The sequence below is a fragment of the Marinobacter sp. AC-23 genome, from assembly GCF_001858325.1.
Classification (GTDB): Bacteria; Pseudomonadota; Gammaproteobacteria; order Pseudomonadales; family Oleiphilaceae; genus Marinobacter.
Genome location: NZ_MBPP01000046.1, coordinates 24,571 through 48,313 on the forward strand (window position 1 = coordinate 24,571; position 23,743 = coordinate 48,313).

The window sequence follows — 23,743 nt, forward strand, 5'->3', positions numbered from 1 at the left end:
ATCAAATCACCTTTTTGCGCAGAACGCTGGTTAGCGCCTCGCCCAGAATGACCAGCACAACGATGGCCAGCAGGATGGTGGCCACGGTTTGCCATGCGAACAAGTCGATAGACCCTTGCAGTAACACCCCGATACCACCGGCGCCCACCAAACCCAGTACCGTGGATTCACGGATGTTGATGTCCCAGCGCAGAATAATGATGGCAAAAAATGCCGGCATTACCTGAGGCACAATTGCGTACAGCACCACCTTCATCTTGCTGGCGCCAGTCGCCTCCATAGCCTCCACCGGGCGGCGATCGATTTCCTCAATCGCCTCGCCCATCAGCTTGCCGATGAACCCCACGGAGCGGAACATAACCGCCAAAATACCAGCCAAGACACCGGGGCCGAAAATAGCCACAAACAGCAGTGCCCAGATAATGGTGTTCACGGAACGGCTGGAAACCAGAATGAACCGGCCAATCCACAGGGTGACTTTGTTCGGCGTTGTATTCTGCGCCGCAATGTAGGAAACCGGTAAGGCGATGAATATCGTCAACATGGTGGATAGGGTGGCGATATGAACAGTCTCCAGCATGGCGGAGAATATCGCATTCCACTCACTAAACTCCGGCGGCCACATGCGTGCGCCCAGGCTTTGAATCTGATTGGGCGCATCCCACACCCAGGGCCAGAAGATGTCGATGTCACGCACGGCCCATACCACAGCTATTAGCGTGATCAGGTAGACCCCATAGCGCGTCAGCTGTTCCTTGCGGTCGTAGCGTGACCAGACTCGATCGGTCAATTTTGCAGCGTGATCTACCATACTTTTTTCCTCACCCATCCGCTCAAGCCTTCACTGACCAGAATGATCGCAATAATCATCAGCAAAATGGCGAAAGCGAAATCGTAATCGTAGCGCCCGAATGCGTTCATGAGCGTGCCGCCGATACCACCGGCACCAACAATACCCACAACCGCCGAAGCGCGAAGATTGCTGTCGAGTTGGTACATAGACAAGCCTATTTGGCGCGGCATAATCTGTGGGAAAACCCCATAGACCAATATTTTCATGTAACCGGCGCCTACCGAGCGCATGGCTTCTACCTGGCCCCAGTCGATTTCCTCGATTTCTTCCGCCAACAACTTGGCCACAAACCCAATGGAGTAAAGAATTAGGGTAAGAATACCCGCCACCGGGCCAAACCCGACGGCAGCAACAAAAAGGATTGCCACGATTACCGGGTGAAAGCTGCGGGATACGATAATAATCGTGCGGCCCAGCAGGTAAACGGGCAGTGGCGCTACGTTGCGAGCGGCCATTACCGCGATAGGTACCGAAAGAAGAACGCCCAGCGTGGTTGCCAAAAATGCGATCTGGAAGCTTTCCTTAAAGCCTGTCCATAGCAGGCCAGCACGCTCAAAGCTGGGAGGGAAAGCACCCCCGAAAATTTTGGCTGCGCGGGGCAAGCCTTCGGAAATCCGCTGCCAATCGAAAGGCAGTGTGGAGAATGCCCAAAAAAGGTAAACCAGGGTGATTGCGAGCAAGCCATAGCGAACCCAAGGGTTGGTTATGAAGGGCGGCTTTTTCCAGACCCTGCCCGACGGTGCGCCGAGTGCGGTTCTGTCGGGCTTCATGCCGTAGCCTCCGGGGCAGGGGGAGCCGACTGCTCTGGAACACTGCCGTCGTCATCTGGTGATTCAATACCACCGTAAATGGCATCCAGTGCGTCCTGATTGAAATCTTTGGGTTCGCCGTCAAAAATCATCTGTCCATGGCGCATGCCGACAATACGATCGGTATACATACGTGCTTGAGTAACGTTGTGGATATTGATCAAGACCGGCAACGACATTTCACTCGCAAGGCTTTGTAGCAGGCTCATGATCTGTTGAGAGGTCTTTGGGTCCAACGAAGCCGTTGGCTCATCTGCCAGTAAAATCTCCGGCTCTTGCATCAGTGCACGCACCACCGCAACCCGCTGGCGTTCGCCACCAGACAATTGGTCAGCACGTTTATCGGCGTAGTGCGCGATACCCACACGTTCCATCAGGCTGAAGGCACGGTCGATATCCGATTGCGGAAAGCGGCGAGTCAGCGCCTGGAAAAAGGACACATACCCCAGACGCCCGGAGAGCACGTTCTCCATCACGGTTAAGCGATCAATCAGGTTAAAGCCCTGAAACACCATGCCAATGCGTCGGCGGGAATGGCGCAATTCGCTTCCGCGCAGATTCACCAACTCATGGCCGTTCAGCTTGATCGAACCCGAGGTCGGCTCCACCAACCGGTTGATGCAGCGCAGCAGAGTGCTTTTGCCTGCACCGGAAGCACCGACAATCGACACAACGCTGCTGCCCTCTACCCTCAGATCAAGGCCTTTGAGCACAGGCTCGTTTTGCCCGTAACGCTTTACGAGGTTGGAAATCTCTAACATGTGGTTCACTCCGGGTAGAGCCCCTGGCGGTTAGCCAGGGGTTCCTGTTCTACTTATTTAAGATTATCGGGGGTGTACTGAACGCCATTAGAGGCCTGAATGGTGCGAATGACCTTCCAGTTATCTTTGTAATTGATGGGAACGAAGGTTTCGACACCTTCAAACTCCTCACCCAACTCAGTGCCGGCGAACTTGAAGGTATAAAACGCCTCGCGGACTTTCTCAACCAGATCTGGGTGCAGGTTGTGTGCATAGTTATAAGACGTGGTAGGGAAACGATCCGACTCCCACACCAGGCGCACATCGTCTGTGTCGTACAGGCCACGGGCGGCCATGCGCTCGACCACTTCAGAAGCTACCGGGGCGGCGTCGTAGTCTTTGGCGACTACGCCAAGCATGGACTGGTCGTGGCTGCCGGAGAAGGAAATTTCATAGTCTTCACCCGGTACGATGCCCATCTCCGGGAACAATGCCCTTGGTGCCTGGTTTCCTGAGTTGGACGTAGGTGAGGTGTGTGCAACCCGCTTGCCTTTCAGATCTTTTATTTCATGGATATCTGAATCACGATGGGTGAACACCTGCAATGTATAACCAAACCGACCCGAATCTGACCCCATCAGCGCAAAAGGAACCGCACCGGCAAGGTTAACGGCGAAAGGCGTTGGGCCTGTGGAGAAGCCGGCAATATGCAGGCGGCCACTGCGCATGGCTTCTACCTGGGCAGCATTGGATTGCACGGCGAAGAAGCGTACATCCCGGCCGGTGACTTCAGACAGGTGATCAATAAAAGGCTGCCAGATATCGGAATAAATGGCTGGGTCTTCAACTGGCGTGTACGCAAAAATCAACGTGTCGGGGTCATTCCACTTTGATTCATCCGTTGGCAAGTCTGCGACCATGTCGCCGTTTGCGTCGCAATACAGAGCATCAAGCGCACCCCGTTCACAGTCAGCAGCCAGCGCTTGACCGCTAGCGCCTAGCATTAAAACAGACGCCGCTAAGGCCGCAGAGGGCAACATTCCGGGAAGCAGTTTTTTATAAAATTTCATTGTTATTCTCCGTCGGGAGCGGGCCAAGCATGAGGGTTCCACGCAGTGTATTGAACATCTTGGGAGGGGCCGCTCCATGGGTTTGTTATTGTTAGATGTTCAATTGAACATTAATAGTAGCAGTAACCTATCACTAGGCAAGACCATGAATACCATAAAAAATGGCAAAGCAAGAACAGAAGGTTAACCAGAGGTGAGTAGCGGGAGGGCCTGCGTTTCGCGTTTGGCCCTCAGGTGTCCTTGAACGTAAGCGTTCTATAAGGGAAGGGGATTTCGATACCCGCTTTATCCAGCGCTGCTTTGATCGAGGCAATCACCTCGTCGCGTGACTGCCTAATGTCCAGGGGCCTGGAGCCTGTCCACCACGTCACTTCAAAATTTATTGATGAATCTGCAAACTCATTGGCAAAGATCTGCACCGGCCTGGTGTCAGTGATTACTGTTTTACAGGCCGTAACCGCTTGTTTTATGACCGACCGTGCCTCATCCACATTCTCACCATACCCTACGCCACAGATAATGGTTGTTCTGCGCTCCTCAAGGTCTGTTCGTATAGTGAGGGGGTTCTTGAACAACATGCTGTTGGGGAGAATGACCAACTCACCGTCTGTTTTGCGAATGTGTGTCTCGCGCACGAGTATCGCCTCAACCGTACCTTCATACCCCTCGCAGGCCACAAAATCGTTGATACGCATCTCCCGGCGAATCAATATGATGATTCCCGCCAAAAAATTCTCGAATATATCTTTAAATGCAAAACCAATGGCAACAGACCCGATGCCCAACCCCGCAAGCATTTTGGTGGGCGTAAGATCTGGAAAGGCTATGATCGCCGAAATCATTAGGCCGACTAACCAAATGGCTAACGAAGAGAATAAAACCATCAAATTCGCCAGGCTCTGGCGCAGGCGTGTTTTTTTAAGAACACTTTTGGCGATGTGCTTTGCTAACTTGGCGAGGGCGTAGGTAATAAAAAGAATGACTAGAGATATAAAAAGCTGCGGCAAGATCTCAATAGCCCCTCGACCAATATCCAGAATCTGTGCGATCAGAATTTTCATGGGCTCCATGTACCACACTTCCTCTTTCATAATCTGCAACGTCAAAAGTAGCCAGAAATTGTAATAAACTGGACTTACCCCAGTGCGGTAGACATTCCTAGCCCATGATTAGAGCATAGGAGAAATTGTCATGAGCAGCCAACGTTATACCCCAGCATCCCGCTCATGGGCCAGTAGCCAGGCCTTTCGTTCCAGCCCCCCGGCGTAGCCGGTCAATTGGCCGCTTTTCCCGATAACGCGGTGACAAGGCACGACGATGGAAATCGGGTTGGCTCCATTGGCCGCCCCGACAGCGCGAACCGCACTCGGGCGCTGTATCAATTGCGCCTGTTCCGCGTAATAACGGGTTTCCCCATAGGGAATTTTAACCAGCGCCTGCCAGCAGGCCTGCTGGAACTCCGTGCCTTGCGGGGCCAATGGCAAATCAAAGGCCTGGCACGTGCCCTCAAAATAGTCCTTCAATTGCGCTCGGGCCTGAAGAGTCACGTCGTTTTCTGCATAGGCCGAATGCTCGCCGTCATCAATAAAATCGATGCGGGTAATGGCGTCTTTATTCGCCTGAATCCGCACGATCCCTATGGGGGTGGGCAATAAACTCTGGAAAACAGGTTTCATAGCAAACTCCACATGTAAAAGGTCAGATAACTTTGCCAGGGCGAGGCGTCAGCCGGTTCCCATGAACCGTTCGTCTGCCCCAGTGCCTTCTTTACGCCAAGATCAGACCCAAGCCAGACGTCGCTGTCGCCAAGCCCGCGCATGCGCGCGTAATTCACCGTCCAGGGGCCGATGCCGCTTAAGGCAAGCCACTGATCAGGGTCGGCGGCCAGGTCGGGTCGGGTGTCGAAAAACCGGGCGAGATCGATCAGGGTCTGGCGTCGGCGGCCGGGTATTTTCAGAGTGCCGAGATCGCTGTGGGCGAGAGCTGCGGGGTAGGGAACAGGCGGTGCTCAGCGTCCGGACCCGGCAGCAACTCACCGTGTTCTGCCACGATCTGTCGAACCAGATTGCGAGCGGCCATCACACTGATTTGTTGCCCAAGAATGGCACGAATACCCGCTTCAAACGCATCCCAAGTGCCGGGCAGTCGTAAACCCGGACGCTCCGTTCCCGACTGGTTCTGAATTGGTGCCAGATGGGCATCGATGGTGCTGCTGTCGGCATCAAGATCAAGCAAACGGCTAATCGTACGCACCACGGGCAACGGCGCTGAGGGTTGATTGAACTCAAGTGCGACTTCAAAGCCACAGCGTTCGGGCCGGTGCCAGGCAGTAAAACGGCCAGCGGCGCCATTGGCCAGACGAAACGTGCGGCCATAGTGGTCTTCATCGCACCACTCCAGAGTGTCGATTAAACGGGTTTGCAGAAAGGTGCGTAATGCGGCCCAGTCATAAGGCGGTCGGTAACTTAAAAACAGACGGATACCGGGCTCCTTCGTCCGTTTCCCCGTCGGGCGTCGCAGCGAGCGCGGTGTCATTTGCAGGACGTTGGCAAAGCAATCGTTGAAACGTCGCACACTCTTGAATCCGGAAGCCAGAGCAATGTCAGTAATTGGCAACTCGGTTTGCTGCAGCAGGCTCTTGGCGAACAGCACCTGCTGATACAGGCTGTAGTGTTTCGGACTGGTGCCTACCGTGCGCTGAAATAACTGACCGAGGTACCGGCTGCTGATACCCAATCGGTCAGCCAGCTCAGTAGTACTGCCTCTGATCAGTGCGCCGTCATCAATCAACCGCAACGCGCGTTCAAGGGTGGTGTCAGTGCCTTTCCAGGCCCAGGAGGCCGGGGCGCTGTCTGGACGGCAGCGCAAACAGGGGCGAAACCCGGCGTTAGCGGCGGCGATGGCCGTTTTGAAGTAGCAGACATTCTGTTCCTTTGGCGCCGGGGCCGGACAGATCGGTCTGCAGTAGATACCTGTGGTTTTAACAGCAACGAAAAACTGCCCATCAAACCGGTGGTCACGTGCGAGTCGGGCTTGTTGATAGTGGCGATCGTTCACGGTTTCGTCCTCAGGTCACAGGAAGCATTGTAACCCGAAGAACGTTAAAAACTGGCCGGAAACGGAACTCAAAGGGGCGGCATGGGAGCATTCATGAAAAAGCTATTGCCTCCGCAGAGCCGCCGTGTGGTGTCGGTAGCTAACCGTGTTGCTTAACGGTAGAAGGCTTCAATCTTTCCTTTCAAAGTCATCAGAAGCGGCTGTCCGCGACGGTCCAGAGCTGTGGGCGAGGCGATCTTTATCCAACCTTCACTGATGCAATATTCCTCAACATTGGTACGCTCTTTGCCATTGAGCCGAATACCAATATCGTGCTCGAAAACTTCTGCTACGTGATGCGCGCTCTGGGGATTTCTTGAAAGTCGATTCGGTAACGTTGGCAGCGATTTAGTGTCGTTCATGGTAGTGACCTGCATTAAATGAAAAGAGCGCCATTCTAGGCAATATAGATTTAGTGCTCAAGAACTACAGCAGGGTTATTCGCAGGCTCATTTTGTTAGCGCTGCCGGGCAAAAACCTGAGTCCATAAAGGGGAATATTTCGAGCCCGGCGCCTCAATCCTCGCCGCGCCCATTTCGGTGAATTCGGCACGCATAATATTGGCGCAGTGCCCGGGACTTGAGAGCCATCCATCAACGACTTGATCGACAGAGTTCTGGCCTGCTGCGATATTTTCGCCCACTGCCGACCAAGTGTAATTTCTTTGACTCACCCGTTCGCCGATCTCACGACCTTCAGGGCCGGTATGACTAAAGAACTCCAGCTCTACCATATCCTCCGAATGGGCTCGGGCGGCATCCGTGAGCTTGCAGTTCCAGGACAGCGGTTCTGCTGCGTCAAAGTTCTGGTCGCCGCATTGGCGGGGCTGGCTCCGAGCTTCATTGACGCGATTCAGCAACGCCCGATCGGTTTCATCCATCTTGCAGTCGCCGGCCACCAGAAAATCGGAAAATCCTAGAAAAGCCAGCATGATTACCATGGCCTGCTTGGGCATCTGCTTCTCCTCGCTTTGGGGCACAGAACCTTTTCTGCGCTTTCAGTACCAATATTAGCTGAGCTCACAATTCCCCCGACCGCATAATCAGCAGGATATGACATGTCGCAGGTTTGCCTATAACCTATGCAAAATATTCACGGAAATTTAATCAAGTGCAACGGCATTGGTTCCTCTTTTTCCTTCTGACCATTCTGAACCTGACAACGTGCGCCCTGGCTGAACCAGCACACGACTACGGAGCATTGCCCCGCATTGACGCTCGAGCCGACTACCAGGCGCAATGACCGATCGAGTGGCATATCTCGTTGAACAAGGAGAAACGCTCTCCGTTGACGACGTTCAGTCTCTGGTTCGTGCTAATCCGGTCGCCCTAACGCACCCTGAGACCTGCGTGTTAACCAATGGCATCAATTCCGGTGCGATATGGCTGGTGGCGAATGTTTTCAATCCCACCGACGACCCCATTTTGCGGCGCGTGTCCGTCGGAACAGGCTGGCTGGAAAGGGTCGATTTCTTTCTCATAACCGAAGGCCAGTTGCCACAGCACTTTGTAAGCGGTGATCGTATCGCGCTGGGGCATCGTTCAATCGCCAAACGCATACCCAGTGCCGATTATCCGTTCCCACCCGGCGAGACACGTTTATTGCTGCGCGTTGAGACCGCAGACCCAATGGTGGTGCCACTCTACTTTTCAAGCATTGCCGTCAGCCATAATCGAGAGCAGTCAGAGGCGATCTTCTACAGCTTCGTCTACGGCGTTATGTTTGCGCTGTCTGCCTACAACCTGATGCTGTTTGCCGGCTTTCGGAAGCGGCGTTATCTGTTCTACTCACTCTACACGGGCAGTTTCGTGGCCGTGGCGGCGTCCTACAATGGTATCGGCATGGCCCTGCTATGGCCCGATGCCGTGGGCTGGCAGCAGTGGGCGCCACCCTTGTTCATGCTGTGTTTCGTCAGCGCTGGCTTGGCCTTTGCCACGAGTTTTCTAAAGACCCGACGCCACCGACCACGGCTCCACAGAACCATCCAGACAATCGGTGTGGCTTATTTCGCGCTCTTTGGTGCCTTTTTCGCTTTAGACGAACAGGGCCTGGCGCTACAACTGGCATTCCTGGTTGTGCAGGTATTCACGGTACTGATGCTCTACATGGGCGTGTCGAGCTGGATGGCAGGCAACCAATCCGCACGCTATTTCATGCTAGGCACACTGGCTTCCGTTATTGGTGCCTCTGTTACGGCCTTGACGGTAAACGGCATGATTACTTATTCCCAGCTTGGCTACTATGCCGTGGACATCGGCATGGTAGTGGATGCCATGCTGTTGATGTTGGCGCTGGCCGATCTGGCCCGTAAAAACAAAGTAGCCCGGGTGACAGCCGAGCGGACGGCCCAGATCGATCTGCTGACGGGCCTCAACAATCGTCGTGGTTTTCTGCCTGCCGCCGAATCACTGTGGAGTTTGATCACGCGCAACGACAGCAACATGTGTGTGGCTATGATCGATATTGACCATTTCAAGAGCATCAACGACCAATATGGCCATGCCGCTGGCGACAGGATATTGAAGAAAATTGCCGACGAGCTTGATAAGTCCCGGCGCAAAGGCGACCTTCTGGCCCGCTGGGGTGGTGAAGAATTCACTCTTTTGTTGCCGGAAACAGACGAGGCCGAAGCCCTCAAAGTGGCAGAGCGTTTCCGCCACAATATCGAGCAATTGGTGGTCAATGATTGCGGCAGAATGATTCGATGCACCATCAGTGTCGGTGTCGCCAGCCGCCACGCTCAACATGTCACCCTGGAGCACGCTATTTCCAAGGCGGACGAAGAGCTATACCAGGCCAAGATTCAGGGGCGCAATCAGATTTCCACCGGTCGCACCTCGGACGCCGCCTGAGCCGGGAAAGAACGAGAACCGTTTGTTGTGCTTTTTCCGGTTATCCAGTACGCCGCGTTGACCCATTCCAGGCGCGCGTTCGGTATCGCGCCTTTCAGCATCTCAGCGCTGGTCGCTACCGAGTTATACGGTTACGTAACCTTCGCCCTTAAGGTCAGCCGGCCATGTTACGTTGATTGGGTAATATCATTCGATGACGGTCGAACAAATACAGGTTCAACTGTCATTAATCATCCAGGAGGCAAACTGATGTCGAACACTCATAAGACAATCAATCCTGCCACAGAAGAAGTTCTTGAAACCTATACCATGATGTCCAGACAAGAAGCAGAGGGCATCATTGAGCAGACTCATCATGCGTTTCTTAACTGGCGCAAAACCGGGTTTGAAGAGCGCGCGAATATTCTGCGCAAAACCGCTGCCCTGATTCGTGAGCGCCAGGATGACTACGCCGCACTGATGACCCGGGAAATGGGCAAAACCCTGGCAGAGGGCAAACAGGAATGCGAATTGTGCGCGGCGATTTGTGAGTACACTGCAGAACAGGGCCCCACGGAACTGGCGGACGAAACAAGAGAGCTGGCGGGCGGCCGTGCTGTGGTTTCCTATCAGCCTCAAGGCGTGATTTACGGCATACAGCCGTGGAACTTTCCGCTTTACCAGGTTATCCGCTACAGCGCCGCCAACCTCATGGCGGGTAACACCGTGCTATTGAAACATGCCAACAATGTATGGGGCATGGCTCTGGAAGTTGAAAAACTTTACCGCGATGCCGGCATGCCGGAACACGCCTTCCGCACGCTGCTAATTGACCATGAGGTATCAGACGCCGTTATCGAGCACAAGCTGGTGCGTGGCGTTACGCTGACGGGTAGCCCCAACGCTGGCCGGACAGTGGCACAGCGAGCAGCTAAAGTGCTGAAGAAAACCGTGCTGGAACTGGGCAGCAACGATGCCTATCTGGTACTGGCAGATGCCGACATCAAGAAGGCCGCGAAGATCTGCGTTCAGGGCCGAACTTACAATGCGGGCCAGACCTGCGTGGCTGCGAAGCGCTTTATTATTGAAGAGCCCGTGTATGAGGAGTTCAGGGATGCCTGCCTGGCTGAAATGAAGAAGCTCTCTTTTGGTGATCCCACGAACAGTGATACCAAAATGGGCCCCATGGCTCGCGAAGACCTAAGAGATGGCCTGCATGAGCAGGTTCGCAAGTCGATCGAGGCCGGCGCTACCTGTTCTTTGGGTGGTGAAATCCCCGAGGGCAAAGGTTACTTCTACCCACCCACGGTACTGGAAAACGTGGCGCCCGGGCAGCAGCGTATGACGATGAGCTGTTTGGACCGGTGGCTGCGCTGATCAAAGTAAAGGATGCAGCCGAGGCTATGCGAGTTGCAAATGACTCCATTTATGGCCTGGGCGGAGGCATCTTTAGCGCCGACGAAGACGAGGCGCTGCGCCTGGCTCGGGATGAATTTGACACAGGTATGGTCAATATCAATGGCTATAATCTGGCCCAGCCTAACCTGCCATTTGGTGGGGTAAAGCAGAGCGGTTATGGCCGCGAACATGGCGGCTTTGGCATGCACGAATTTGTGAATGTGAAGTCTGTTATGGTGAGCGAGTCCTGATGCAAGTATAGCCAGCACTGGGCCTGGGTAACGCCATGTTACCCAGGCCCACTCTCAACATAGCCTTCAAGCTTTCTTCTGTCATTTGCTCGCCGAGGCGAGGCCGACACCAAAACAAATGAAACTGCCACCGCTCAGACGGTTGACGATACGCCCCCCTTTCCTGCTACTGAGCCATCCCCTTGCTAATCCCGCAGATCGCGCATAAATCAGATGAATCGCAACAACAAGACTGCTGTACGTTGTTACCAGCAACCCGAACTGGGTTAGGTAAGACGACGATAAGTCGATGAACTGTGGAAACACCGCCATGAAAAAAAATACCGCCTTCGGATTTGTTAACTGAAGCGTAAAGCCCTCCGCAAACTGAAGCCCAACATGCTTAGGAGAGGCGGCCTTGCGTGTAACGTCAGGAACGGAGGAAAACCAAAGCTTAAGACCTAAATAGATCAAATAGGCAGCGCCAATGAGCTTGAGTACACTAAACGCTATTGCCGATGTCGTCAGCAACAGGCCCAAACTGCTCGCGGATATGGCGGCAACTATGAACGTCGCGCCTCAAGACCGTTGGCTTTTTCTTACTGTGCCAAAGTGTGCTTGGAATGCCGCTCCAGTATCACTGAACTAATGCTCCAAGGGAAACGCGTACTCAGCCCGCGTTTTCAACGGAATAGGAGATCGATAGACTCAATTTTTTTCCTGCATAACGAGGCTGTTGTAAAATTAACTACCAAACCTGCGCTGCCTTCTAAACACTAGCAAGCCAAACGCGAAAAGCATTAATAGGCCACCTGAAGGTTCAGGTACCTTCACTGTACCCTCTCCAATCGTCGCCAAGTTAGAATACGTGACTATATGCGACATAGTGATTTCTTCGCCCGGTAACAGCGTAATACCCAATACGTAGGACATAGTACTGCTGCCAAAAGCTTGAGTAAGGCCGCCGATGTTGGTGCCTGTAGCACTTGCGCCGCCCGTAAGACTCAAGTGGCCAGTATTGGCAACATCGGTTTCTCGCTGAAGGTAAAACAGCGCATTATCACCCACCTCGTTTTGATTGTTGACATAGAGCGAGGTGTCCGCAAACACGATATCCAGCGAACTTTGAGAACTAAAAAACATATCCACTTGAGCAAATGTCTTTGCAAAGCTATTTTCACCATTGGCAGTAGCAAACAAATCCATCTCAAAGTTACCTTCAATACCAAAGGTTAACGCAAAGAGATTTTGGTTTGAAAAGGTAAAAGCTCGTTCAAAAGATGCATCCGAAATTCCCTGAGTATCATATAATTCTGTGCTAAGAGATGCTTGCGCCTGGCCATTACCCCATATACCTCGTTCAGAGATGTCATTAGTCCCATCAGGGACTATTTCTGTCTCTACTATTTGATATAATTGGGTATTATTGCTGGCAAATGACCCTTCTGTACCAGCATTGCGTGTATCGGTGCTAATCGCTGAAAAAATCGAAGGCGTATCCGGCCCTAAGCCGTTTATCACCGTATCTGTATCATTAAAATCTACAGCATCGGGTGCCTGTAGTTCACTGCTAGCCGAACGACTAAGATTTGGAGGATTAGTGCGTGATTCAAGACCTACAGGAAGTTGTCCGCCAGTCGCAATAATCATGTCGTGGTAAAGCGAGACACCGCTATTAGCATTGATAGGAAGAGCGATACTCGCACTGAACCATAACATCGTTATAAGTGCTGTAAATATGCGTATAATTAGTCTCATATTGGTTTCACCTGAAGCTGTGTGCACTCAATAAACTGCATGAATCACACCAGCTACGGGCAGCGCATTAAAACTCAGTGATCTAGCCTGGTTTACTTTGATCGTAATTTCGTTAACAGAACAAAGTTGTAAAATTTCCCGACGTAATTAGTGCCATGGGTGAAATAAATTTGTATATATGACTATGTTATAAAATATACAAAATATAACTAACTATTATATATAGCGTTTTCTGGCTTTCGGTGTTCGAATTCTCGTCATTTTCGGTTTATAGCTGTTGGAAAAATTTTGTTTGATCTTGATTTTATTTAACGTCAATTAGTTTTACTTGTATATTTATACTACGTATTAAATATTGACGCCTTAATTGAGAATTACGAAGGGTGCCAGAACACAGGGCCGGTTGCGGTCGTCAATCACCCAGATCATATACGGCCCCGGTGGTGCGATGCTGCCGTCGGGTGGAGCGGTGGCCATAATCACTCCGTTATTGGTGTTGGTGAACGACAGGCCGACATAGCGCTGATCACCATCCAGGCATGGGTTGCCGATCCGCAACGCATGAGGGCTACCCGCTCAATTCGATCTGCCGGAGACGCGTTGATCTGGAAGGAGTCACCGTAGCTCAAAGAATCTGGCGCCTGAAAGATCACGGGGCGATTCGTGTCGGTGTCGTAATCAGGCAGAAGATCTCGATTCGGTATTCTTTAACACTGTTACCGCCCGCTTGCCCGTCGAGATTCGAACCTGCTGTCAAAACCCGACCATTCGGCAACAGAAGTGCCACCGAGTGATAATTTCGGGGAACACTTGCGGGCCTTGTAGTGGTCCAGTCTTCCTGGCTTGAGTCGATTTCGTTGGCGCTCCAATCGAAGCAGGGTGGTAAATTTCACCGTGGAGCACGGCATCTTCATCAGGAAGGCCGTTGATGGCTGGGTGATTTATTCCGCCCGAAAAAAGAACGTCGCCGGTCGGGAGAATCGTTGCGGTACTGTGCCGCCGAAGCGGTTGGCTGATTTGCAGTGGTCTCGGTACGCTTGTCGGCTGCCAAACCGGTGGAGGATCCAGGTTGTCTGGATTGAGTGTGATGCGGTGTGCTCCGTCCATGCCCAGAAAGAGAACTGTCGGGCGGTAGTCATTTCCGGGAAGCAGCGGGAGCAGGACAGCTGTGTGATTGGTTTCTCTAAACTGAGTTCCGTGGGGTGGCGCCGCAATTTCAATGTCGCGCACTATCCCGGTGGCTGGATCGTAGAAGCCACACTGCTCATTATCAGGTGATGCCATGAACACGTCGCCGCCGGGTACGACGAACAATCGGGGGTAGTACAAATAGCTGTATGTGTTGCCCCGCTCCAGTGATCCTGAGCATTTTCGTGGGCATTTTCATGATGCTCTGGTGGATTCCATCCGGAACTGCCACCACCGACTATGAGACGTCCGTCAGGCAGGAAGGCGTGATCGCAACAGAACACATCAGAGTTTGGCGAGTTGACGGCGATGATCTGGTTAGTGGCAACATCGTACACGCGAGTGTTGAAAAAGCCCAAGGGGTTGTCAGCGTTCGCTGGATCGTGCTCGTTACCTCCTAGCAACAAGACTTGCCCAAGTGTGCCGTGTGGCACCAGCGCGGCGTGGACTGCGAGTATCTCCGCGTGGTCGAATGCCACTTCCCAGGGCCGAAGATCAAGAACAGGCAACTCGTCGAGGTTATTCTCCCCGGTCGAGTCGGGGAACGTTCGCAAGTAGGGCCCGTCGGAGTCGTTGACGATTCCAATCCGGATTGGGCCTGAGTTGCCGGAGACAAAATACTCGTGCCGGTGCGCCACTATGTCACTGATGGCCCACTCGACACGGCGTTGATGCCAGTCGGATTGCGGATTTCCAATGGCAACGATGTCGCCGTGAGTGTTGCGTGCAGTATGAGTAACAGTGCGGTCAGCCATCAGGTTAGCCTCGCTTACCAAAAAGCTCGTTTGGTTGAGCGACGGTTCCCTTTATCTCGCTTGCTGAGTGTCTGTAAACTTCCTTGGTGCGTTAGAACAGTTGTGATGAGAAAAAATTCTTGATCTCAGCTTGCAGCAGGGTTTTCTGCATACGGCTGAGCGAGCGTCGCCACTAATCTTAAGGATAGTACGGAACCATCAAAGTTGCGTATGTAGTAATAATACCCCAGCAACCAGCGGCCCGTTAAACCGCCGAGAGGTAGTTCGAACGAGCTCAACCGCATCTCTATTATGGCCAGCTACAGCCACCTAGACTTTGCTCTTGCTCGGGCGCGTTGGCCAACTCTGCACGCTCTCTGGCTTATTGTCTTTGGATCAGAACCCGTTGGATGACATGACTCCAGGTGCGATCTTTTGCATCGCTGGCATGCTGCTCAGCCTGGCTTCGGGCTTCTGCCTGGCCGGCGCTTGAAACAAAGGCCGTAAACTGTTTGGTCACGGCCTGATGATAACTCCGGAAAGCAGCTTCACAGCCCGCTTGGGCGCCCTTGGCGATATCTGAAGGTGGTGCCGATGTGATATGGCTGAAGCGATCGGATTCACTGGCCATGCAATCCTGATACGCCTTGTATTTCTCGTTCAGGCTGGTACTGAGGGCTTTCTTTTCATCGGAGGTCAAATTCGGCGCAGGCGAAAGAGCCGCGCAGCTGGCCAGCGACCCGCACAATGCCACCACAATGGTAGCGCCCCGCCAACGGGCAGCATCAAAGAAAATCATACCTATCATCCTTTTATAATGTGCATTGAGATTACTATTCTCCCGGTAAAACCTACGCTTTCGCTGTGTATGGGGAAACATCCCACCCCAATATTAACGCCTGCTTGTGAGATCAGTGTAGACACTTGTCCACGGTGGTGAGTCTGATGGTTAAAAAAATGAAGAACCAGACTCGAATACCGATTGTTGGCCGGAATACCTTTGGTGTTGTGGTAGCTGAGAACGAAATCCAGATCGCCTGAAAGTCGCGAATTGTTATCTGATAAATGCCGACATGGCCTGCTCACTAGCAGAGCCAGCTGCCAGCCCGGCCTTAACACCCGCTCGATTACGCTCTGGATGATTTTGGCTAGCCTTAACCTTTCCGGTAAGGGATTCAACTTGAATCTCGATACCGACAATGGCGTTTACCAAGCGACTGGTGAATTCGGCAGGTGCATCATCAACCGACCACGGATTCTCCCGGTTGGATTCGTGCTGATCTGTTAGCTGATGGAGGTGATCCATCAGCCAGTCAGCTTCCTGAACGATAACCGCTTTGCCCTGGGCATGAACCGCCACATAGTTCCAGGTTGGAACAACTCGCCCCGTCTCCGCCTTGGTTTCATACCAAGAGGGAGAAACGTACGCATCTGGCCCCTGAAAAATCGCAAGCACCGAAGCGCCATTTTCAATGCGCTGCCAAACAGGGTTCGCCCGCGCAACATGACACCTCAGTGTGCCGAGGGGATTGCTTGCGCTCACGCTGAAGTGGAAGGGGAGGTGGTTTGCGTCGATACCATCGCTGTCTGCAACCACCAGTACACCAAAGCTGTAGTCCTTGATGTATTGCTGGAGCTTTTCCTGGTTTTCTTCTTTGAAATGGCTTGGGACTAGCATTTTAGTTGTGGCTCTTCGTGGAGAGGGGGCTTGCTTATGCAGCATAATGCAAGCCAGCATGGTTATGCACCGGATTTGGCATTTCGAATTAAAGCTTCCAAATCTGGCGCGATTGGCATCTGTCCCACCCATCTGCTCATTGTCCGTGCCATTAGCGAAGTGACAGACGACCTAACTTTTTCAGGAGAAAAAAATGTCGGACACCAACATCGAACTTATTTCCACCATTAGCGAAGACAACAAACTGGAACTTGCCCTGCGCGAGATCGAGATCCCCGAGCCCGGCGAAAACGAAGTGGTCATCCGCATCGAAGCCGCCCCTATTAACCCGTCTGACCTGGGAGTGATGTTCAGCGCGGCCGATATGACGACTGCCAGCCAATCCGGTAGTGCCGATCGCCCGATCATCAGTGCCGATGTCCCGGCCAAGTTCATGGGTGCCGTTAAAAAGCGGGTTGGCAAGGCTATACCCGTAGGCAACGAAGGGGCTGGTACAGTGGTAGCTGCGGGCTCATCAGCCGCTGCGCAAAGCTTGATGGGCAAAACCGTTGCGGTAATTGGCGGTGGTAGCTACCGCCAATATCTCTGTGCCAAGGTGCAAAGCTGTCTGGAACTGGAGCCGGGTACGACTGCGGCCGAAGGCGCTTCAAGCTTTGTTAATCCGCTGACGGCATTAACCATGGTCGAAACCATGCGCGCTGAAGGTCACAAGGCTATCGTTCACGCTGCCGCCGCCTCTAACCTCGGACAAATGCTCAACCGCATCTGCATCGCCGACGGCATCGACCTGGTCAATATCGTCCGCAAGCCAGAACAGGAAACATTGCTGCGCGAATTGGGTGCCAAATACGTGGTTAACTCCAGTAGCGACAGCTTTATGGCAGACCTGACCCAAGCACTGATCGAAACCGGCGCGACCATCGCGTTCGACCCTATTGGTGGCGGTAAATTGGCCAGTGACATTCTCACCTGCATGGAAGCCGCCGTATCTCGCAACATCACTGAATACAGCGTGTATGGATCTGACATCTATAAACAGGTTTATATTTATGGCGGGCTTGATCGCGGCCCCATCACGCTAAACCGCAGCTTTGGTTTTGCCTGGGGTGTGAACGGCTTTTTATTGTTTAATGCATTAGGAAAACTGAGCAAGGAAACCACCATCGCCATGCGCAAACGCATAGCCGCCGAGATCAAAACCACGTTCGCCAGCCACTACACTCACGAAGTATCCCTGGCTGATGCTCTACAACTGGATGCGATCGCGGTTTACGGTAAACAGGCTACCGGAGAGAAGTTCCTGATCAAACCACAGAGCTAACGTTTGATGTGTGGTTGCAAGGCTATCTCAGGCTGCTGGAATTAGAATGACTCCAGCAGCCTGAATCTCTATTCGTGCTGTTTAACGCCAACGGCAGGGGGGCGCGACGTCAGGAGCTTCCCTTGACCGTACTGGTTATCTGAGTTTTCCACTGATGCTCGGTGGATTGCATCGATGTGGACCAAGGCACTGTCGACGTATTTGAATCCGCATTCATACCCGTCGAAGGCCACGAAAAGATCTGTACCAGCAAGAACAATCGCTTGAGCCCCTTGTTCGTCGCACATCTTCTTGCCAGCCTGGAATATAGTTTCTCTTTGGTCTTTGCTGACAACACCAGAAACAGCAATGCTCATGTACGCTTCGTGAACCTTGTTTAGACTATCGCCAGGCGGAACAACAATTTCGGTCTCTCGAAAGCTATCGAACAGCCGTGTCTCCATGACCACCTTGTTGCCTAATATGCCCACTCTGGTGTAGCCGTTTTGAATTAACGCGCGTTCCAGTCCAGACAACGCATCAATAATAGGAATCGGTGACACTTTCGCCAGTTCGGAAATGCAAAAATGTCCAGCTATTGACGTCACTGCCAATGCGTTGGCACCAGCCGCGCTCAAGCGATTAGCCAGTACCTCAAAAATTCCCACCTGTTCATCGACGTCCCCAGCCTGAATGTTGCGTATCAAATCGCTCGCTTGCGCATGGCAAATCGTCAGCTCCAAGCGACTATCATCGTCTGATGCCTGATCAGCTTTCACTAAGTTACGATAATAGAACTCTGTTGCGGCCGGTCCGATACCGCCGATCAGTCCAATGTGCATAGATACCTCCATGTGGTGGGTACTTCTTACAGATAACGCCAGCCATCACCGGTGACAAAAACGCAGCGAAGCGGAGGTTTTGGCATCCGGTGCATGGCATGGTTATGTGGTGACTAACTCCTTAGGTTTCCGGCCCACACCCTTACCAGCTATCAAGCTTCACCCCGTTCTCTTTGAGGTAATCACCCTCTCTCTCGAGATACTCATTGACCCACTGAGTGTAATCTGATTCTTGGTTGTCATACGGTTTGGCTTTAAAGCGACCAACTTCGATAGCATTCTCACCCCGGTTCATTATCCACACCACAACCGTTCCCCCTGGAGCCAAGCCAAGAACAAGGTTGTAGCGCGGGCGTTCCACCATCTCGCCAAAGCGCTCGAATGCGGCAACCTCCTTCATCTTTTCCTCGATCTCGTCCGGGTTTTCCAGTCGGATCAGGGCCTCATAGGATTGTTGCTCTGCAAACGAAAACCAGCGGATAAGGAAGACTTCCGGCATCGTTTGCCATTCAGCCGAAGCCCCGTGTGCCTTTTTCCAGCAACAGGATACAATCCCAATAGGCGCCCGCCAGCCAATGTCCTCGGACAAGGATTCAACAAAAAACTTATCCACCCAAACATCGTAGTGTTTCGGTGCTACGACATTAATGTTGCGATATGTGCTGTTGGGGCCGTGCCTTGGCCCCTCTGGTTCTGTTGGTTCCGAACACCCGACCAGTAACAGAATACAGAGACTGATCATCCAAGCCTTGATACTCATAGAAGTCTCCATTTATTCACTGGTTTTATTCGGGTGAACAGCCCGACGGCCATTTTTCGCAGGCCTGAACGGGTAAAGCGGCCCCATTTCCAGATAATGATCAGAATGATGAATGTACCGTTGCTTGAGCAAGGCTTTGGATTCAGGAGACAGCCGCAAATCTTGGCCGTGCCAGATGTAAGCTGCGAGGTTTCTGGCAACGGTTACAAGTTCTTGCGGTATTGAAAAGCCTTTCACCTCGGGGTTGATGGACTGGAAAGGCACACCGACATCAACAGCCAGCTTGTGAATAAGGTACAAGGGTATTCTGGAGTATTCGCCCCGAACCTCCCGATCAAGCCAGAGGTGCAAAGCAACATTATTTCCGCTCAGGCTCGGCTGAGTGGGTAGCATGGGAAGCGCTTCTGTTCGATCTCCAGGCTGGCCAATGGATTGAGGGAACCGATCCAGCCTCAGCCTTGATCAGGGCTCGCTGCTGCAGCATGCGGGAAAACTCAAAACTGGCCTCGGGATTCCGACGGTCTTTACCAGTGATCACCTCCGGAAGGCGAACTTCAATTCGCTCGTGAAACCGCTCTGGATACCCGCCACCAATATCCGAATGAGCACCCGGCAGAACCCACTCGCTGAAATGCTCAGGCAAGTTGCCTGTCTCATCCCGAAGGCTGTTTAACGAGAAATTGTGCCGGCGCTCATCACGGGCAACAAACTGGACGGCTCGCTGGACATGCTCTGGTTTTACGTTGACGTTGATACGCCCCGTTTTTCCGTCGTGCGCGGAAAAATCCAGATTGCCCACATCGGCTACGCCGGCAACGGTATCGAACAACCCCAGGAACCGAACCGTCACTTTCTTGGGCCATGGGATGCCTTCTCGCTCGAAAGCTCTGACCAGTGCCCCTTTGTACTCTCCGTATAAAGAGCCCGTTGTGTCATAAACCTCCCGGCTTACGAAATGCCGTGCTGTTGCCGCGCCCCGACTAAATCCGAATGCATCGATGATCAACTCGTCAATGGAATCATTGACACGGTTGGCAATCTCAAAGGTGAGTCGCTCAGCGCCTTCGTCAATCTTCCTGAGGACGCCTTGCTCCCCCAAGCCTAAACCCATACTCAAACCATCGTCAGGCTCACCGAACTTGGTACCCACTCCTGAAACATAAACAGACAGCCGGTGGGTTGGAGTACCGTCTTGCTCTATAGTGTTCTTGAAGTAAAGCGTCTCCAGTTTCGAAACATTCGTTTCGGCATTGAGGTAACTGCCTTCCATCACCTGCGAGAGTTCATTACTGCACTCTTCTTCTGATATGGCTCCGGCGGCATTGGCTGTCAGACACTTATCAAGTTCCTGCTGGTAAGCACGGGTGTTGCCACGGTTATTACCTGTACCATCGAAAAAGATGCCAGCCTCTACGCGGACTTTAGGACGCCCCTCTTCTTCGGGCGAGTTATCCGGTGACTTCTCAGGCAAGCTTCATCAATCAACGCGCCTTTCTGCGCAGCTTTGCGAACAAACTCTTGTGGATCTTTGTCCAGCAACTCTTTGGCGGCCGGGGTAAGCTGGCCTTCGTCATCCAGTGCCCCTGCCATGGCAAAATCCACCACGGGTGCGGTGGTTGTGGCAACACCCAGTATTACTCGTTGATTACCGCTGACAATGGAACCACCATGACTGGTGGGGCTACCAAGGTGCGCCACGGGCATACCATCGGCCAACGCCAAAGGATAGCCTTGGGTAATGACGGCACCGCAACCGGTAACATCGCCCACCCGGGCAATGGGTTTACCTTCAACAAGGATGCTGGAGCCGTTTGGCATAATGGGAGAGGAGCCGTGCCCTTTGATCGGGCAAACGTGCATATCGCCAACGCAGGCGGCAATCAGATTGCTCATGTTCAGAGTTCCTTTCAGTAAAAAGTAGCTTCCTGGCTACCCGTGATTAAACATTATCCAAAACACGTGAGTGTAGCATGGCTGGCACCACATAACGCCCGGCTTTGGGGCGGGCTTGTAGCTGCGAAGCGGCGGAAAGGCCGTCCCAGCCCCGAAGGGGCGACAACAGCCGATTGTTATGTGATTTGAAGGCCAGGCTAAACACCGGATTTAACCATATCTCTGACCTTTACCGCTTTTTCGAAGTGATCCAGTTTGTGTGTTTCAATCCACCACCGAGCCGCTTCCATGAGAACCTCCGGCTGATCGTTTCTATTTTTGAAAAATGCGTAAAACGATAGCCCTACTCCCGCTCCTTTCTGCTCTATTTTTAGATCGCATACTTCAACAATCTTTTCTCTAAGCTCTTTCCGCAAAGCAGAATTCCTATTTTGGGTTGATCACATAACAAGGCTATAGAAAAACTCAAAACTGAGCCAGCATTCCACCGCCTTCGTTTTATTATTTTCAGCCGGCGATTCTGCCGGCAATATCCCATTGTTGGATTAGGCGGTTGTTTTAGCCGCCAACCTCTGTATTTCTGCATTTCGACTCCCAGGAATCATGCCCCCGAGGGCTTCCGGAGTGGTTTTCTTTCCACGGATCATTCCGCCATCCGCCCATAGTTCGCCAGTTTCTCAATGTTGTGTACCAAGCAGTACAACTGCCACTGGCCCATCCTTGGGCTGTTCGTCTTTAGGAAGCGATCCACTTTATGCAAACTCGTCCAGAGAGAGAACCGTCTTTGCCCGGCGGATATCCCGGTCCAGCTCGGCCTCGGTTTCCGCCTCGTCCCGTTCGTGGTGTTCTTTCAGATGGTGGCGGATGAGTCGTTTGAGCTTCTGGCGTTTCTCCTCCAGCTCTTTAAAGGTTCCAGACCATTCCTTGGCGGCATTGGAGGACATCTTGCAACCGTCGATGGCAAACAGTTCGTGGCCCAGCATGCCCTGTTCGTCACAGACCAGCAGCACCTGTTCGAACAGCTCCTCAATCTCATCAGCATGGCTGCTGACGAACTTGGCCAGGGTGGTGAAATGGGGAACCGTGTCGCAGGACAGCGCTTTGAAGATGACATTGGTCTCACAGCACCACTGGATTTCCCGGCTAGAGGTAATGCCACGGGAATAGGCAAACAAAATGACAGGCAACAGGATGGCTGGATCATAGGCCCGTCGGCCCGTGTCCTTGTTGCGGTACCTCGGATAAAAGACCGACAGATCCAGCTTGTGTTGAATCAGGCAATGCACGGCATGTTCGAAGGTGCCGGGCTGGAGCTGCTCTTTATAATTCACCACGAGAAGGGTGTCCTGATCGTGGTTATAGGGCCTGAAGCGGGGCCTAGCTTTGGGCATCTGACGGCTCCTTGTCTGTTTGCCTAATCCTATCAAACCGAAGCGTGATTTCGGGGTTTTTCTACAGCCTCAACGCGAAGCTTTGCGGCGTACCGGAGCACAGCGTAGGTGCGTCCGCCAACAGCCACTTGTTAGCAAATTTCTTTTATCGCTTGATCAAGAAAAACAAAGGGATCTTTTTCTGGGCTCCTTAAGCCTATAAACAGCTTCATTAGCGGAACATGCTCGGGCATACCCGGTTTAACTTGATAGTCGACAGGCTTTTTGTTCACAACATAGCCCTCAACGTGAAAACCGCTGTAGGTCTCTTCAAAGGTGATTCGCAGCCCAGTCGCAGTCTTGCCCAATTCGTGCGGCCGACGCCCACGACTGGCATAAGCTTGCTCGTATTCAACCTGCCCGTAAAACCCAAAAAATATCTCGTTGGTCAGCTTTACGAATAGAGTTGCAACATCGACAGCATCCTCAGTAAACGCTCTTTCTGGCGATTTAAAATCATGTTCTAAGGTATTTCGAACTTTATTGACTTTATTTAAAATTCGTGGAGCAACGATACCAATTTCCTTAAGTCTCTCGACCCGCCCAGGGAAAGAAGATCCTTTCTTTAACCCAAGCACTTTGATAAGAGCCTCTATTTGAACATCTATCGCGCGCTTTGCATTTGCTAACGCATTGATATTACCTTGGTTGTCGTTGTGATCCAGATCTCGTTCTGCAGCATCTAGATAATGATCGCCAGTGTTATCAAAAGGAAAATCCAGCGACCCCATCCCATAGAGTCCCCATTCAACAAGTTCGCTTCTGTACTTATCTAAATAGACTGAAAGATCCACTAAAACCTCGTAAAGCTAACGCTTGCAGCATGCGCGCCTGCGGAATGAAGCCGAAGGCGAAATGTAGTAGCGTCGCCGTGCCTGCACTTGATACTGATTGAGCCTTCTCCCCAGCACAGCGGTTACCCGCTAAGCTGGAAGGCGACCAAGCACTACAAGGGAGAAGACTCATGAACTTTTACCATAGCACTCACCGTCATTATTGTGGAATCGACCTGCACGCTCGCAGTCTGTACGTCTGCATCCTCGACCAGCAAGGCGAGGTGTTGTTGCACAAAGAAATCAAGGCCCGACCGGAACCGCTTCTAGCACTGCTCGAACCCTTTCGCGATGACCTTG

General features: G+C 52.5%; 25 protein-coding genes and 4 pseudogenes. 4 read left to right on the forward strand and 25 right to left on the reverse strand.

Going from position 1 to position 23,743, the window contains the following annotated elements; genetic code table 11:
- Position 1: 1 nt before the first annotated feature.
- From phnE (BCA33_RS14935) to BCA33_RS14975, 9 genes are all read right to left on the reverse strand, one after another.
- The gene (phnE, locus tag BCA33_RS14935; protein WP_071267123.1) at positions 2-811 is read right to left on the reverse strand and encodes a phosphonate ABC transporter, permease protein PhnE; all 810 of its coding nucleotides are present in this window, start codon (positions 809-811) and stop codon (positions 2-4) included.
- A complete protein-coding gene (gene phnE / locus BCA33_RS14940) occupies positions 805-1,623 on the reverse strand; it encodes a phosphonate ABC transporter, permease protein PhnE (RefSeq protein WP_071267083.1) in 819 nt (272 codons plus the stop codon). The genes phnE (BCA33_RS14935) and phnE (BCA33_RS14940) overlap by 7 nt, the downstream gene beginning before the upstream one ends.
- Positions 1,620-2,423, reverse strand: coding sequence for a phosphonate ABC transporter ATP-binding protein (gene phnC / locus BCA33_RS14945; protein WP_071267085.1), 804 nt, complete (start codon positions 2,421-2,423; stop codon positions 1,620-1,622). The genes phnE (BCA33_RS14940) and phnC overlap by 4 nt, the downstream gene beginning before the upstream one ends.
- Positions 2,424-2,476: 53 nt before the next feature.
- Positions 2,477-3,472 carry a phosphate/phosphite/phosphonate ABC transporter substrate-binding protein gene (gene phnD / locus BCA33_RS14950; protein ID WP_071267087.1) on the reverse strand — a complete coding sequence of 332 codons (996 nt, stop codon included), beginning with the start codon at positions 3,470-3,472 and terminating at the stop codon, positions 2,477-2,479.
- Positions 3,473-3,702: 230 nt separating this feature from the next.
- A complete protein-coding gene (locus BCA33_RS14955; RefSeq protein WP_071267089.1) occupies positions 3,703-4,542 on the reverse strand; it encodes a mechanosensitive ion channel family protein in 840 nt (279 codons plus the stop codon).
- A 135-nt stretch (positions 4,543-4,677) separates the two neighbouring features.
- Positions 4,678-5,148, reverse strand: coding sequence for a methylated-DNA--[protein]-cysteine S-methyltransferase (locus tag BCA33_RS14960; protein WP_071267091.1), 471 nt, complete (start codon positions 5,146-5,148; stop codon positions 4,678-4,680).
- 277 nt (positions 5,149-5,425) lie between these two features.
- On the reverse strand, positions 5,426-6,529 hold the full coding sequence (locus BCA33_RS14965; protein WP_254774451.1) for a bifunctional transcriptional activator/DNA repair enzyme AdaA: 1,104 nt from the start codon (positions 6,527-6,529) through the stop codon (positions 5,426-5,428).
- 152 nt (positions 6,530-6,681) lie between these two features.
- Complete coding sequence (locus tag BCA33_RS14970; protein WP_071267125.1) at positions 6,682-6,930, reverse strand: DUF3297 family protein; 249 nt, start codon at positions 6,928-6,930, stop codon at positions 6,682-6,684.
- A gap of 95 nt (positions 6,931-7,025) precedes the next feature.
- A complete protein-coding gene (locus BCA33_RS14975) occupies positions 7,026-7,523 on the reverse strand; it encodes a CAP domain-containing protein (protein WP_083394777.1) in 498 nt (165 codons plus the stop codon).
- A 295-nt stretch (positions 7,524-7,818) separates the two neighbouring features.
- Between BCA33_RS14975 and BCA33_RS14980 the strand changes: the two genes are divergently transcribed.
- Both BCA33_RS14980 and BCA33_RS14985 read left to right on the forward strand, forming a co-directional pair.
- Positions 7,819-9,420 carry a diguanylate cyclase gene (locus BCA33_RS14980; protein ID WP_254774452.1) on the forward strand — a complete coding sequence of 534 codons (1,602 nt, stop codon included), beginning with the start codon at positions 7,819-7,821 and terminating at the stop codon, positions 9,418-9,420.
- Positions 9,421-9,732: 312 nt separating this feature from the next.
- Positions 9,733-11,048: pseudogene (locus tag BCA33_RS14985) on the forward strand (NAD-dependent succinate-semialdehyde dehydrogenase).
- 81 nt (positions 11,049-11,129) lie between these two features.
- Here the strand turns inward: BCA33_RS14985 and BCA33_RS14990 are convergent.
- The 8 genes and pseudogenes from BCA33_RS14990 to BCA33_RS15015 form a co-directional block, all read right to left on the reverse strand.
- On the reverse strand, positions 11,130-11,567 hold the full coding sequence (locus BCA33_RS14990) for a LysE family translocator (protein WP_254774454.1): 438 nt from the start codon (positions 11,565-11,567) through the stop codon (positions 11,130-11,132).
- Between the two features lie 204 nt (positions 11,568-11,771).
- Complete coding sequence (locus BCA33_RS14995) at positions 11,772-12,785, reverse strand: PEP-CTERM sorting domain-containing protein (protein WP_083394779.1); 1,014 nt, start codon at positions 12,783-12,785, stop codon at positions 11,772-11,774.
- Positions 12,786-13,148: 363 nt separating this feature from the next.
- The gene (locus BCA33_RS22050; protein ID WP_254774455.1) at positions 13,149-13,262 is read right to left on the reverse strand and encodes a DUF1929 domain-containing protein; all 114 of its coding nucleotides are present in this window, start codon (positions 13,260-13,262) and stop codon (positions 13,149-13,151) included.
- A gap of 2 nt (positions 13,263-13,264) precedes the next feature.
- The gene (locus BCA33_RS22055; protein WP_368087256.1) at positions 13,265-13,438 is read right to left on the reverse strand and encodes a hypothetical protein; all 174 of its coding nucleotides are present in this window, start codon (positions 13,436-13,438) and stop codon (positions 13,265-13,267) included.
- A 576-nt stretch (positions 13,439-14,014) separates the two neighbouring features.
- Positions 14,015-14,728 carry a DUF3892 domain-containing protein gene (locus BCA33_RS15005; protein ID WP_071267099.1) on the reverse strand — a complete coding sequence of 238 codons (714 nt, stop codon included), beginning with the start codon at positions 14,726-14,728 and terminating at the stop codon, positions 14,015-14,017.
- Between the two features lie 361 nt (positions 14,729-15,089).
- Positions 15,090-15,506, reverse strand: coding sequence for a hypothetical protein (locus tag BCA33_RS15010; protein ID WP_071267101.1), 417 nt, complete (start codon positions 15,504-15,506; stop codon positions 15,090-15,092).
- Positions 15,507-15,511: 5 nt separating this feature from the next.
- Positions 15,512-15,742 (reverse strand): annotated as a pseudogene (locus tag BCA33_RS19895) (DinB family protein); the annotation flags it as partial.
- Between the two features lie 19 nt (positions 15,743-15,761).
- The gene (locus tag BCA33_RS15015; RefSeq protein WP_071267128.1) at positions 15,762-16,385 is read right to left on the reverse strand and encodes an FMN-binding negative transcriptional regulator; all 624 of its coding nucleotides are present in this window, start codon (positions 16,383-16,385) and stop codon (positions 15,762-15,764) included.
- A 193-nt stretch (positions 16,386-16,578) separates the two neighbouring features.
- Between BCA33_RS15015 and BCA33_RS15020 the strand changes: the two genes are divergently transcribed.
- Positions 16,579-17,706, forward strand: a complete 1,128-nt coding sequence (locus tag BCA33_RS15020; RefSeq protein ID WP_071267103.1) for a zinc-binding dehydrogenase — start codon at positions 16,579-16,581, stop codon at positions 17,704-17,706.
- Positions 17,707-17,774: 68 nt separating this feature from the next.
- Here the strand turns inward: BCA33_RS15020 and BCA33_RS15025 are convergent, their stop codons facing one another.
- The 8 genes and pseudogenes from BCA33_RS15025 to BCA33_RS15060 all read right to left on the reverse strand — a co-directional run bounded on the left by BCA33_RS15025 (position 17,775) and on the right by BCA33_RS15060 (position 23,404).
- Positions 17,775-18,527: an aspartate/glutamate racemase family protein gene (locus BCA33_RS15025; protein WP_071267105.1), complete on the reverse strand. Its 753-nt coding sequence runs from the start codon at positions 18,525-18,527 to the stop codon at positions 17,775-17,777.
- A gap of 142 nt (positions 18,528-18,669) precedes the next feature.
- Positions 18,670-19,287 carry a DUF2931 family protein gene (locus tag BCA33_RS15030; RefSeq protein WP_071267107.1) on the reverse strand — a complete coding sequence of 206 codons (618 nt, stop codon included), beginning with the start codon at positions 19,285-19,287 and terminating at the stop codon, positions 18,670-18,672.
- A 12-nt stretch (positions 19,288-19,299) separates the two neighbouring features.
- A complete protein-coding gene (locus BCA33_RS15035) occupies positions 19,300-19,680 on the reverse strand; it encodes a hypothetical protein (protein WP_071267109.1) in 381 nt (126 codons plus the stop codon).
- Positions 19,646-20,758: a DUF2235 domain-containing protein gene (locus tag BCA33_RS22060; protein WP_071267111.1), complete on the reverse strand. Its 1,113-nt coding sequence runs from the start codon at positions 20,756-20,758 to the stop codon at positions 19,646-19,648. Before BCA33_RS22060 ends, BCA33_RS15035 begins: the two co-directional genes overlap by 35 nt.
- On the reverse strand, positions 20,698-21,180 hold the full coding sequence (locus tag BCA33_RS22065) for a PAAR domain-containing protein (RefSeq protein WP_071267113.1): 483 nt from the start codon (positions 21,178-21,180) through the stop codon (positions 20,698-20,700). Before BCA33_RS22065 ends, BCA33_RS22060 begins: the two co-directional genes overlap by 61 nt.
- Before the next feature lie 197 nt (positions 21,181-21,377).
- Entirely contained in the window at positions 21,378-21,596 is a 219-nt protein-coding gene (locus BCA33_RS15050; protein WP_071267115.1) for a DUF6500 family protein, read from the reverse strand.
- Positions 21,597-21,889: 293 nt separating this feature from the next.
- A pseudogene (locus BCA33_RS15055) lies at positions 21,890-22,571 on the reverse strand (transposase); the annotation flags it as partial.
- 131 nt (positions 22,572-22,702) lie between these two features.
- Positions 22,703-23,404 carry a hypothetical protein gene (locus BCA33_RS15060; protein WP_139173024.1) on the reverse strand — a complete coding sequence of 234 codons (702 nt, stop codon included), beginning with the start codon at positions 23,402-23,404 and terminating at the stop codon, positions 22,703-22,705.
- 170 nt (positions 23,405-23,574) lie between these two features.
- On the opposite strand from BCA33_RS15060, the pseudogene BCA33_RS22070 reads away from it, so the two are divergent.
- Positions 23,575-23,743: pseudogene (locus BCA33_RS22070) on the forward strand (IS110 family transposase); the annotation flags it as partial.